The following is an 11,747-nucleotide window of genomic DNA, read 5'->3' on the forward strand; positions in this document are numbered from 1 at the left end:
CGCATATGAAATACACAAATTATCCACCTATACCTAAGCAAGATTTGCCCGATTGGGAGCTGCTTAGCAAAATTAGCATTATTGATAATAACGAGCCTCTGCAGCCGGTTAGTTTGTCGTCTAAATTAAAAATGTATCCTGCTTATTATAAGCTTCGTGTTACGTATGCTTTACCGGAGTGCTTTGTGCGTGATTCGGTACTTGATCGTTTACACATGGCAGCGGACTTGTTGCCTAGCGATTTATCGCTTGTTGTTCTAGACGGGTGGAGACCGTTCTCGGTGCAACAGTACTTATTTGATACGTTGGTAAATTTACTGAAGAAAGCAAACCCAGAAATGTCGTTGGATAAGCTGTTGTCCAAAGCAAGAACTTTAGTTTCGCCGCCCAGTGACAACCCATCAACCCCTAGCCCACACCTAACCGGGGGAGCGGTTGATGTTACCTTGTGCGATACGAATGGTCGGTTTTTGGATATGGGGACGAGCTTTGATGAAGCAAGTGATTATTCTTGGACCTTCGCACTAGAAGAGGCCGCTTTGGACGACGATTCTTCACTTATTCAAGCGCGAAATAACAGGAGAGTATTATTTAGCATCATGCAGGAGGCAGGTTTTACTAACCTAGCTAGCGAGTGGTGGCACTACGATTTTGGTGATCAGCTTTGGGCGGAAAGAACTGGCTCTAAAACTGCTTGTTTCGGTGCAACATCCGTATGCGGGATTGAACAAATGTGGAAGGATCAAATTAACTCGATAAAAAACTGATGCTTAGTACGTGGCTGAAGTGTTCAGCCACTGTGCGCATGATCAATCAATCGCCGATATGCCCTTTGAGCACCTCTACGGCAAATGCAGCGCGCTTTGATAGCGGCCATTCTGCTCGATGAATTAACCAGAGTGTTTCAACAACCGCTTCACCCCATTCCAGTACGTGTATTTGATCCTGTTTGGCAAAGGCTTGACGTGCATGACGAGGTATAACGGTGAAGCCTAATCCTCTGGATACAGGTTCTAAAATAAGGCTAATTTGGTTAATAAATCCATGGATAGGGATGTCGTTAATATGGCCTTGGCCAGCAAATAGGCGGCTCAATAGGCGGTCAGCCATTGCCTTACCATCGGGGTGATTGATAAAGCCCAATGACTGCAAGTCTTCCCAATCTTTAATTGTATGACCGGCCGGAATAACTAACTCTAAAGGCTCTTCGCCAAAATAGTCTGCTGTGATGCGGGCATCATCCGGCTTGAGTGTGACTAATCCCAGTTCATATTGATTGGCTAATACGCTTTGAAGCACTTCTGGGTCAGGCGCAAAACGATGACGAATAGATAAGTTAGGGTGGTTGGTTTGCAAATCCAGTAAAGCAGGGTAAAGCGCTAAGCCAACACTACCGGGGGTTATCAGGCTAATTTCGCCGGCCGTTTTATCTGCACCTGACAAGTTGAGTTTTAAGCGCTTGTCAGCCTGCTTTACTTCATTGCAGTAGGCTAATAGAGAGAGTCCGGCCGGTGTTAGCTCAACGCTCCTTGGTCTTCGAATTAACAAAGGCCCAAGCTCATCTTCCAAGCGGCGAATATGTTGGCTCACGGCGGCTTGGGTAATATCTAAGTGTTCAGCTGTACGAGTAAAATTGCCTAGCTCAGCCAAAACCGAAAAAGATCGTAACCATTGTGGGTTTGTCATAACAATATCTTATCAGAGTGATTAGTTACATGCGCTAAATTTTATACCTAGGGTTCTTTATACTGAAGTTAATTCAGTGCACTCACTGGTTTTTTCGTAGAAAGTTTTTTAGGAGAGCAGTTATGACTTACCCACGTAGTTTTTCGCATATAGGCTTGTCGGTCACCGATTTAGATAAAGCTGTCGAGTTTTATACTCAAGTGATGGGCTGGTACATCATTATGGAGCCGACAACTATATCTGAAGATGACAGCCCTATTGGCGTTATGTGTACCGATGTTTTTGGTGCCGGTTGGGACCGTTTTCGTATCGCTCATTTATCGACTGGCGATCGTATAGGTGTCGAAATTTTTGAATTTAAAAATGCGCAAAAGCCAGAAAATAATTTTGAATATTGGAAAAGCAGTGTTTTCCACTTTTGTGTACAAGATCCTGATGTAGAAGGCCTTGCAGCAAAGATCGTTGAAGCAGGTGGTAAGCAGCGTATGCCGGTACGTGAGTACTTTCCTGGAGAAAAGCCTTACCGCATGGTGTACATGGAAGATCCATTTGGCAATATCATCGAAATTTATAGCCATAGCTATGAGTTGACCTACTCAGCGGGTGCATATCAGTAATCACCGTACAGATTGCTGCTGGTATCAATATGGCAGCTCTGAAGTTCATCTCAGAGCTGCTAAGCTTTTAGTGCTTTTTGGTAACCACTTCGCCCCACAGTTCTTCTATCCGGCTATCACGGCCGCAACTTGAGCGGTAGTAATTGTAACGGATTGGGTTCTTGGTGTAGTAGCTTTGGTGGTAATCTTCTGCTAGGTAAAAAGTGCTGGCGGCTATGATGGGCGTGACAATAGTCGCGTCAAAAGGTTTGGTTTGTTCCACGTTTTTTAAGGATGCTTCAAAGACCGCTTTTTGCTCGTCGTTTTGATAGAACATAGCTGTGAGGTAAGGTGTACCTTTATCACAAAATTGTCCTTTATCGTCGGTTGGGTCGATCGTTTTCCAGTAGTAATTGGCTAATGTTTCGAGTGATACCTTTTCATCATCGAACGTAATTTCTACTGCTTCATAATGTCCTGTTTTTCCTGATGACACTTGTTTGTAGGTGGGATTTTCTTGATGGCCGCCAGTGTATCCGGATACAACGTCAATAACCCCATCTATTTTCTCGAAATCAGATTCAACGCACCAAAAGCAACCACCAGCCACAATCATGGTTTGCGTAGCGGCTTGGCTAGAGAGCGCGCTTGTTAATATGAGAGACCCTATTGCACTGCCTAGCAGCGTTTTCATTTTATTCATAGCTTTCGCCTACCGATGAATGAGAGTAAAAGTTTGGTGTTTGCATCTACATTAAGTCATTCGAGCTATTTTGGCGAAGTAAGTTCACACTACGCGTTCATACGAGCCTAAATAGAGCAGTATTGCTTGGCGGCTCGTATGATTACGTCGAACGTTATAAAACTGAAATACCTCCTCCAAAGGCTTTATAGATATTTACTAGCCGTGTAAAAGTTTGTTTTTCTAGCTGCGCTTGTTGATCGCGGCTACGTAAGAGTTCGCGTTCGGCATCCAGTAAATCAAGAAATTCGCCGCTACCTGCGTTATAGCGCTGCCGTGCTATGTGTACAGCTTTTTGGCTAGCCGCTCGCTGTTGCTCCGTTGTGAGTTCTTGTTGGCGGCTCAGGTTGTAGCTTTTTAGCGATAGCGACATGTCATTGAGTGCAGAGAATACGCTTTGCTCAAAGTCGGCTAACGCCATTTGAGAGCTTGCTTTTGCCGAGTTGATTCGTGCCCTCACTGAGCCCCAATCAGCAACTTGCCAACTAAGAGTTGGTGCTACAGACCAACTTTGCGAGTCGCTGTTGACTGCAAAGCCTGGGCTAGATAAAAAACCTAAAAAACCGCTTATCGAAAGGTTGGGATACAAATCGGCGGTCGCCACGCCAATTTGTGCGGTACTGGCGGCCAATGCGCGTTCGCTGCTGGCAACATCGGCCCGATAACGCAAATAATTTTCACCCTTTACGATAGCAACCGGCTTTGATAGCTGCGGTAAATTGCTAACATCCCCTTGTGATAGCACACTGTCTGCTAGCTCTCCTGGCGTTGCTGCCAATAGAGATGATAGTGCCGCATCGGCGGTGGCCAATTGGCTTTGGTAGGCGGGTACACTGGCTTTGACTTCATATAACTGGGCATCCATTCGGGCGAGTTCCAGCTCGGAGGCCATACCAGCGTTTAACCTTGCCAGCACAATAGCGCGACTTTGTTCAAGGTTATTGACGTTTTCTTGTGCGACTTGCAAACGCAGTTGCGCACCACGGTAGTCTCCATAACTCGCAGCCACTTGGCTGATGATTTGCAGTTGTGCGTCGTGCCACAAAATATCGGCTTGCTGTGCGTTTGCTTGTGCTGCCTCACTTGCGCGACGGATTTTGCCAAATAAATCGACATCCCACGTTAAACTTGCACCGCTTTGGTAACCTCGGCTAATGATGTCGTCATCACTTGGGTCTAAGGTGCTGTTTTCGTAAGCTTGGTAGCCAGAATCTAACGTGCCGTTTGGTAAGCGGTTGTTATCTGCATCACGAAAAACAGCATATGCGCGGTCTACGTTAGCACGCGCTTGGGTGATAGTACGGTTTTCAACCAGCGCTTTCTCGATAAGCTGATTCAGTACGGGGTCATTAAATGCTTGCCACCAGTTTAGTGCCGCGCCAGCCTGTTGGTAAGGGCTATTAAACGGCACCTGTTTGACTTGCTCAGGCATTTTGTAGTCCGGTCCGACGGCACAAGCCGTCAGTGTACCGATGACTAAGGCGAGAACCGCTGCTTTTAAAGGTGCTCTCATGGCTTAAACTCCTGCCTTATGGTCTGTGTTGTGGGCAGCGACAGGTTTGGGGTCGCGTTTTGCTAGAGCGTAGTAGAACAGAGGCGTTAAAATAAGGCCGAAGATAGTGACACCAATCATGCCTGAAAACACCGCGACACCCATGGCTTGGCGCATTTCTGAGCCAGCCCCGCTTGAGTAAACCATCGGAACAACGCCCATGATGAAAGCGATAGAGGTCATCAGAATGGGACGCAAGCGTAAGCGTCCGGCTTCTAAAATAGCATCTAGCCTATTCATGCCGTGGTCTTGTAGCTCTCGTGCAAATTCAACAATGAGTATGGCGTTTTTGGTTGCCAAGCCGACGAGCACCACTAGCCCTATCTGAGTAAAGATATTGTTATCACCGCCGTATATAAGTACGCCTGTCAGAGCTGAAAGCAACGTCATTGGGATAATTAAGATGATTGCCATAGGTAAGCTCAAGCTTTCGTACTGAGCCGCCAAGACCATAAATACGAGCAAGATCACTAATGGGTAGATAAGCATACCTGCATTACCTGCCAAAATTTGTTGGTACGTGAGCTCTGTCCATTCGTATGTCATACCGTTAGGTAAGGTTTCAGCAAGGATCTTTTCAATAGCTGCCTGTGCTTCACCGCTACTAAAGCCGGGAGCTGGGCCACCGTTGAGCTCGGCAGTGGTAAAGCCGTTATAGTGCATCACTCGGTCCGGGCCTGCGGTGTTAGTGACATTGATGAATGAACCCAGTGGGATCATCTCGCCATTTTGGTTACGAACTTTTAATTGGTTAATCTGCTCAGGAGTTTGCCTAAATTGCTCATCCGCTTGCACATTAACCTGGTAGGTACGCCCAAATTGGTTGAAGTCATTGACATACACAGAGCCCATATAAGCTTGCAGGGTTTCAAATAGTTCGTTTAATGAGACGGACTGCTGTTTAGCCTTAGTACGGTCAATATCCAAGTCAAGTTGTGGCACGTTAACTTGATAGCTTGAGAATACGCCGGTCAGTTCAGGGGTAGCCCATGCTTTTTGCATGACTTGCATAGTGACCTTGTACAACTCGTTATAGCCGTAATTTGCCCGGTCTTGTATCTGTAGGCGAAATCCGCCAATGGTGCCCAAACCCATGACCGGGGGTGGCGGGAAAATGGCAATAAACGCATCTTCTATGCCCGCAAACTTTTGATTAAGTGCTCCGGCAATGGCTTGTGCAGACATTGATGGGTCGGTTCGTTCATCAAAATCAGTTAACGCAGTGAAGACGACACCGCTGTTAGGGCTATTTGTAAAGCCGTTAATGCTTAAGCCGGGGAAGGCAACAGAATGTGAAATGCCGGGGTGCTCTAAAGCAATGCGCGACATTTCTTTGATGACTGCATCGGTGCGATCCAATGAGGCTGCATCAGGTAATTGAGCAAAGGCAATTAGGTACTGTTTATCTTGACCCGGCACATAACCTGTTGGGGTGGTATTGAACTGATAACCGGTCAAGCTAACTAGCCCGATGTAAAGCAAGGCAACGACGGCGCCAAAACGAATAACCTTTTTAATCATCCAGCCGTAGCCGTGTGATAATTTAGTAAAAAATAAGTTAAACGGCTTGAACAACCAAGCACCAAATAAGGTGTCCATTGCGCGTGTTAGCCAATCTTTTTTCTCGTGTTGTCCCTTCAATAACAAGGCAGACAAGGCAGGGCTAAGCGTGAGTGAATTGATAGCAGAAATGAACGTAGAGATAGTAATGGTCAACGCAAATTGTTTATAAAACTGACCCGTTAAACCTGACATGAAAGCAGTTGGAATAAAAACGGCTGCCAATACTAAGGTTGTCGCAACGATTGGCCCTGTGACCTCTTTCATTGCTTTTTGGGTGGCGGCGATAGGCGTTAAACCTTCTTCAATGTTCCGCTCTACGTTCTCAACGACTACGATGGCATCATCCACCACGATACCAATCGCGAGTACTAAGCCGAATAAGGATAGGGCGTTTAGAGAGAACCCAAGTAAGTGCATAAACGCAAAGGTGCCGACCAAAGATACAGGTACAGCAACTAACGGGATGATTGATGCGCGCCATGTCTGCAGGAAGAGAACGACAACGATAACAACCAGTATGATGGCTTCGAGTAGGGTTTTGACTACGGCTTCAATTGAACCGCGTACGAAAACGGTTGGATCGTAAACAATGTCGTAGCTCAAGCCTTGTGGGAAGGTCTGGGACAGCTCCGCCATTTTAGCGCGCACATCATCCGAGATTTGAATAGCGTTAGAGCCGGATGCTTGAAAGATTGGAATAGCAACGGCTTCTTTGTTATCCAATAATGAGCGCAGCGCATAGGTGGACGAGCCTAACTCAACACGGGCAATATCTTTTAAACGAGTGACCTGACCTTGAGCACCGACATTTACAATAATGTCTTCGAACTCTTCAATTTTAGCTAACCGTCCTTTCACGTTAATCAGAAGTTGGAAGTCAGCATCACCACTGGGTTGTGAGCCTAAGCTACCGGCAGCGGCTTGTTGGTTTTGCTCTCGAATAGCGGCAACCACTTCTGAAGGAGACAAACCTAATGCCGCCACCTTATTTGGATCTAGCCACACTCGCATGCTGTACTCACCAGCACCAAATAAACGGACTGCACCTACGCCTTCGATACGTGCTAGTTCATCCTTTACATTGAGCGAGGCATAGTTAGACAAGTAGAGCATGTCGTAGCGGTTATCGGGTGAGGTGAGATGCACCACCATTGTTAGGTCGGGTGATGACTTTTCAGTCACCACACCTAAGCGCTGAACCTCTTGAGGTAAACGAGGTTTAGCGCGTTCGACGCGGCTTTGCACTTGGGTTTGTGCTAAGTCGACATCGGTGCCGATCGCGAACGTGATGGTGAGCGTCATGCGTCCATCAGAGGTTGCTTGTGAAGACATGTACAACATATCTTCAACGCCATTGATCTCCTGTTCCAGTGGCGATGCGACGGTTTCAGCAATAACTTTGGGATTTGCGCCTGGATAGTTGGCGGTAACGACAACCGTAGGCGGAACAACTTCTGGATATTCGGTGATGGGCAATTGCCACACAGAAATAGCACCACCGATGAAAAACAGCAGTGACAGCACGGCGGCAAATATCGGGCGCTTGATAAAAAACTGGGATAACATAGTGGCTCCTTACTGAACCTTAAGCCTATTAAAAAAACGATGTACTAATCGTTTAGTGCTCAACCGCGGTTGTCAGTGACGCTTGCTGCACTGCTAAGTGCCGCACTCGCTTTGTCCAGGGTTTGTTGTTCGGCGTGTAAGGCGGCGAGGGTTTCATCGCTAGCCATCGCAACTGGGTTAGGCTTGATTTGCATAGCTGGGCGCACGCGTTGCAAACCATTTACTACAATGACATCCTCAGGCGCTAATCCCTGAGTCACGATGCGTAAGCCGTTGATTGTTTCGCCTAGCGTAACAGGGCGGTATTCCAATGTGTTTTCGGTATTTACTACGAGAACAAACTTGTTGTTTAAGTCTGTGCCGATTGCTTTGTTATCGATCAGAATACCTTCGTAGGTATCACTGCCAATGAGCTTTACGCGGGCAAATAAACCAGGAATGAGGCTGTTATCTTGATTAGTAAAACGGGCACGGATACGAATAGTGCCCGTTTGTTGGTTAATGCGATTATCAACAAAGTCGATGTGTCCAATGTGTGGGTAGCCGGTATCGTTGGCCAGCCCCATATAGACAGGGTTATCAGCGTTTGTGTCACGAGCATCGACTCGCTTTCCTGCACTGGCTAAGCGGTCGTACTTTAAGTATGTTTGCTCATCTAAATCAAAATAAGCGTACATAGTATCGGTGGATACGACGCTGGTTAGCTCGCTTTGTCCTGCGTTAACAAAGTTGCCCTCTGTCACCATGGCATAGGACACTCGTCCATCAATTGGCGCCGTGACTTTAGTGTACTGTACGTCTAATTGAGCGCGGGTTAATGCTGCTTGCACTGAGGCGACTTGTGCGGCGGTTTGTTGTTGTTGCGCGCGTCTATTATCGACAGCTTCGTTAGAGATCGCACGTTGTTTACCTAATTTTTTAGCACGGTCATAATCGTGGCTCGCTAACTGGGCAGCTGCTTTTGCGTTGATTAAGTCGGCCTTTAATCGCTTAACTTCGGTATCAAAGGGTTGGGAGTCTATTAAAAATAGCACGTCGCCTTTTTTCACTAATGCGCCTTCTTGGAACAGTACTTTTTCGATGTATCCAGAGACACGAGGAACCAAGCTGACCGTTTGCGGAGCTTGTAAGCGACCTGTGAATTCATCCCACTCCGTAATACGCTCATGGATTACAGTTGCTACGGTTATTTCGGGAGGCGGTGGTGGCGCGCTGGGTGCCGTTGTTTCTGTTCCTCCGCATGCGGCAAGCACCATGACGGCGATAGTGCCTAGGGTAAAGTTTCGAATCAATTTTGGCGTGCTCATGGTGTTGCTCTCCTGAGTCTTGCAATTTTACAAAGCGTTAAAACGGTTAACTAAGTGTCGCGGTAGCAGAAAAGCGTAGTTTTCTTGACGCGACGGCTAGTTTTGTACCGACTGGTAAGAATATAATGTGCTTATCCTACTTGGTGCAATTAATTTTGTACTGATTGGTATGTTATTTTTCGAACAGTCTATGTCGTGATTGCAACGAAGTAAGTAACTGTATGATTAATAGATTATTTTTGAAGTTTATAAGCAGAGCTACACAGCTCGTTGACTGAACTCTCTGTGTATTGGGAAGACTAACAGTTAGGAATGTCAGATCATGTCAGTAGATGCTTAGCTTGTAGAAACAGTGTATGTCTTAGCGCAGAGGGATTGAATGCCAAAAGCTGACCAATCCTTGCCTAATCCTGTATTGCTGATATGACCAGCGAGGCATTCGTTCTTAATCCGATATATTAGTAGAGTAGGTTTGGCTTGCGATACAATAAGAAATCGTCACTAGGAGAAAGTTATGTCGGAATCACGTTGTGCAGCTTCGGTCGGTAGACCGCGTGCTTTTGATAAAGAAGTCGCTCTTGAAAAGGCCTTAGAAGTTTTTTGGCGTAAAGGTTATGACGGAACTTCGTTGGCTGATCTAACGGAAGCCATGGGCATAAATAAACCGAGTATGTATTCCACCTTTGGCAATAAAGATCAGCTATTTTTACAGGCGATAGAATTATACGAGAATCGCCCCTGTGCTTTTTTTGAGCCAGCTCTTGAAGAGCCGACAGCTCACGAGTTTGTTAAAAAAATGTTATACGGCGCGGCCGCAAGCTTTGCTGATAGTAGTCATCCACAAGGGTGTGTCATTGTTCAAGGGGCGCTGTCTTGTAGCGAAACAGCCAGTGCTGTCAAAGAAGCCCTTTTAGAACGCAGAAGAGAAGGCGAGCAGCGAGTATGTGAGCGGTTGCAACGAGCTCAGGAAGAGGGCGATATTCCTGCTACAACTAATGTTCCCGCATTAGCGCGTTATTTAGGCACGATCATACAGGGCATGGCGATTCAGGCTAATAATGGAGCAACACCTCAAGAGTTAAGCGAGGTTGCCGATCTCGCCATGTCGGCGATGCCTCCTATCACGCCCTCAGCTAATTGAGCCAAATAGTTAGGGTGTGAGTACTTTACCATACCTAAAAATAGGGCTAATCAGTTGATAAGCCAATTATGCGTCTGCCTTAAACTCCAGCATGATTGCCTAATCCTCCATGTTTCCCTCGATTAATTAGTCAGCGACGCGTCTCGCTGGCTATACTGGAGTGAGATTAAACGCGGGGGCATCATGTACACAGAAGATCCATCTCACCTCTATTCTGAGGCCCAACGTATCGAGATACTTCGTCAGCAGATGGTTGCCCAGCTCAAAATCAAACTGCCTGCTACTCATACAGAAGAAAATGACGCGCTTGGCGTGCGTATCTTTCGATCTGATGGGCCTACGGCAAAAACTCCCGGTGTTTATGAGCCGATAGTGTGTTTTTTGCTGCAAGGTGAAAAGCAGATTAGCGTAGGCTCCCAAATGATTCGCTATCAGCCGATGCAGTATTTGTTGGTACCGGTCACCTTGCCGGCTAGCGGGCGTGTGATTAAGGCCTCCTCGGATCAGCCTTATTTAGGCATGGCTTTTAATATAGATATTAAGACACTCTCTGATTTAGTGATTGAACTTGGGGATAAGCTGCCCGTGGGGGCTGACCAAGCACGCGGTATCAATATAGGAGACATGGACTATTCGATGGTGTCTGCTTTTTATCGTTTGCTCAGTTTAATGGATGAGCCCAAAGACATTCCAATCATGTTGCCATTACTCAAACGAGAAATTTTATACCGCTTGCTAATGAGTGAGGTGGGCAGCCAATTGCGTGATTTTGCTTTGCTAGATAGCCAAACTCACCGCATTGTCAAAGTGATTGATCAATTGCGTCAGCGTTTCAATGAGCCGCTCCGCATTAAAGAGTTAGCGGAGCTGGTGCATATGAGCGAGTCTGCTTTATATCAGGGCTTTAAAGCGGTGACGTCCATGACCCCTTTGCAGTTTCAAAAACAACTGCGGCTTAACGAGGCGCGGCGGATTATGCTCTACGATGGAATAGAGGCATCCACGGCAAGTTACAAAGTCGGCTACGAAAGCCCATCTCAGTTTAGCCGCGAATATAGTCGTTTATTTGGAGCGCCGCCGAAAACAGATATTTCACGCTTTCGGCAGTCGTTATAAGGGGGCTTTGGTCAGGTTTTATTAAAAATCACCGGGAGCGCATTGCAGGCAGGTAAGGCCCATGGCGCGCCAGTGATCAACAACAGCGGTTCTGTCATCTAATACGAGCCAAGGTTGGTAACCATCATTGTGCATGGCTTTGAGCAGTTGATCCTTGACGACTTCGTCAGCTAAATGATCTGTGTTATTGGGACGTAAGTAGACTGCATCAAAAGGGACATCCTGTTGCTTTAGCCATTCTACCGTTGCTTCGCGATGTGAGTCTGGTCGGCCACTACAGATGACAATGTGCTGGCCTTGTGCTTTAAGCAGTTTGACAAGCTTAAGTACATTGGTGATGGCTGGTGCGTTGCGCATGTGCTTAAAGAAAGGATCCCAATCTTTTTCTACTCCCAGAACCCACTGGTGTACTTCACTGGGGTTAAACTCGGCAAGAGTACCATCGACATCCACGATGACAGCTTCATGAATCATTAAA

The 11,747-nt window shown here is 46.6% G+C and carries 10 protein-coding genes; 4 read left to right on the forward strand and 6 right to left on the reverse strand.

Features of this window, described 5'->3' with window-relative positions:
• Positions 1-5 precede the first annotated feature (5 nt).
• Complete coding sequence (locus tag BS617_RS04245) at positions 6-767, forward strand: M15 family metallopeptidase (RefSeq protein WP_075171654.1); 762 nt, start codon at positions 6-8, stop codon at positions 765-767.
• Between the two features lie 46 nt (positions 768-813).
• On the opposite strand, the gene BS617_RS04250 is transcribed toward BS617_RS04245, so the two are convergent.
• Positions 814-1,686 (reverse strand): LysR family transcriptional regulator, encoded by an 873-nt coding sequence (locus tag BS617_RS04250; protein WP_075171655.1) that lies wholly within the window; start codon positions 1,684-1,686, stop codon positions 814-816.
• 122 nt (positions 1,687-1,808) lie between these two features.
• Here BS617_RS04250 and BS617_RS04255 point away from each other — a divergent pair, with 122 nt between their 5' ends.
• A complete protein-coding gene (locus tag BS617_RS04255; protein ID WP_075171656.1) occupies positions 1,809-2,303 on the forward strand; it encodes a lactoylglutathione lyase family protein in 495 nt (164 codons plus the stop codon).
• A 67-nt stretch (positions 2,304-2,370) separates the two neighbouring features.
• On the opposite strand, the gene msrA is transcribed toward BS617_RS04255, so the two are convergent.
• From msrA to BS617_RS04275, 4 genes are all read right to left on the reverse strand, one after another.
• Entirely contained in the window at positions 2,371-2,985 is a 615-nt protein-coding gene (msrA, locus tag BS617_RS04260) for a peptide-methionine (S)-S-oxide reductase MsrA (RefSeq protein ID WP_075171657.1), read from the reverse strand.
• A gap of 154 nt (positions 2,986-3,139) precedes the next feature.
• The gene (locus BS617_RS04265; RefSeq protein WP_075171658.1) at positions 3,140-4,537 is read right to left on the reverse strand and encodes an efflux transporter outer membrane subunit; all 1,398 of its coding nucleotides are present in this window, start codon (positions 4,535-4,537) and stop codon (positions 3,140-3,142) included.
• A gap of 3 nt (positions 4,538-4,540) precedes the next feature.
• Positions 4,541-7,705, reverse strand: coding sequence for an efflux RND transporter permease subunit (locus BS617_RS04270; RefSeq protein ID WP_075171659.1), 3,165 nt, complete (start codon positions 7,703-7,705; stop codon positions 4,541-4,543).
• A gap of 59 nt (positions 7,706-7,764) precedes the next feature.
• Positions 7,765-9,012 (reverse strand): efflux RND transporter periplasmic adaptor subunit, encoded by a 1,248-nt coding sequence (locus tag BS617_RS04275; RefSeq protein ID WP_075171660.1) that lies wholly within the window; start codon positions 9,010-9,012, stop codon positions 7,765-7,767.
• Between the two features lie 514 nt (positions 9,013-9,526).
• Between BS617_RS04275 and BS617_RS04280 the strand changes: the two genes are divergently transcribed.
• Both BS617_RS04280 and BS617_RS04285 read left to right on the forward strand, forming a co-directional pair.
• Positions 9,527-10,153 carry a TetR/AcrR family transcriptional regulator gene (locus tag BS617_RS04280; protein WP_075171661.1) on the forward strand — a complete coding sequence of 209 codons (627 nt, stop codon included), beginning with the start codon at positions 9,527-9,529 and terminating at the stop codon, positions 10,151-10,153.
• A gap of 183 nt (positions 10,154-10,336) precedes the next feature.
• The gene (locus BS617_RS04285) at positions 10,337-11,269 is read left to right on the forward strand and encodes an AraC family transcriptional regulator (RefSeq protein WP_075171662.1); all 933 of its coding nucleotides are present in this window, start codon (positions 10,337-10,339) and stop codon (positions 11,267-11,269) included.
• Positions 11,270-11,290: 21 nt separating this feature from the next.
• Here the strand turns inward: BS617_RS04285 and BS617_RS04290 are convergent, their stop codons facing one another.
• Entirely contained in the window at positions 11,291-11,743 is a 453-nt protein-coding gene (locus BS617_RS04290) for a phosphatase domain-containing protein (RefSeq protein WP_075171663.1), read from the reverse strand.
• Positions 11,744-11,747: the final 4 nt, after the last annotated feature.

The sequence above is a fragment of the Neptunomonas phycophila genome (assembly GCF_001922575.1).
GTDB classification, from domain to species: domain Bacteria; phylum Pseudomonadota; class Gammaproteobacteria; order Pseudomonadales; family Balneatricaceae; genus Neptunomonas; species Neptunomonas phycophila.

Bases quoted from the DNA above. Each gene is read 5' to 3' on its own strand.
- BS617_RS04275 (WP_075171660.1), bottom strand. From the start codon at position 9,012: ATGAGCACGCCAAAATTGATTCGAAACTTTACCCTAGGCACTATCGCC.
- BS617_RS04245 (WP_075171654.1), top strand. From the start codon at position 6: ATGAAATACACAAATTATCCACCTATACCTAAGCAAGATTTGCCCGAT.
- BS617_RS04255 (WP_075171656.1), top strand. From the start codon at position 1,809: ATGACTTACCCACGTAGTTTTTCGCATATAGGCTTGTCGGTCACCGAT.
- BS617_RS04265 (WP_075171658.1), bottom strand. From the start codon at position 4,537: ATGAGAGCACCTTTAAAAGCAGCGGTTCTCGCCTTAGTCATCGGTACA.
- BS617_RS04285 (WP_075171662.1), top strand. From the start codon at position 10,337: ATGTACACAGAAGATCCATCTCACCTCTATTCTGAGGCCCAACGTATC.
- msrA (WP_075171657.1), bottom strand. From the start codon at position 2,985: ATGAATAAAATGAAAACGCTGCTAGGCAGTGCAATAGGGTCTCTCATA.
- BS617_RS04280 (WP_075171661.1), top strand. From the start codon at position 9,527: ATGTCGGAATCACGTTGTGCAGCTTCGGTCGGTAGACCGCGTGCTTTT.
- BS617_RS04250 (WP_075171655.1), bottom strand. From the start codon at position 1,686: ATGACAAACCCACAATGGTTACGATCTTTTTCGGTTTTGGCTGAGCTA.
- BS617_RS04270 (WP_075171659.1), bottom strand. From the start codon at position 7,705: ATGTTATCCCAGTTTTTTATCAAGCGCCCGATATTTGCCGCCGTGCTG.
- BS617_RS04290 (WP_075171663.1), bottom strand. From the start codon at position 11,743: ATGATTCATGAAGCTGTCATCGTGGATGTCGATGGTACTCTTGCCGAG.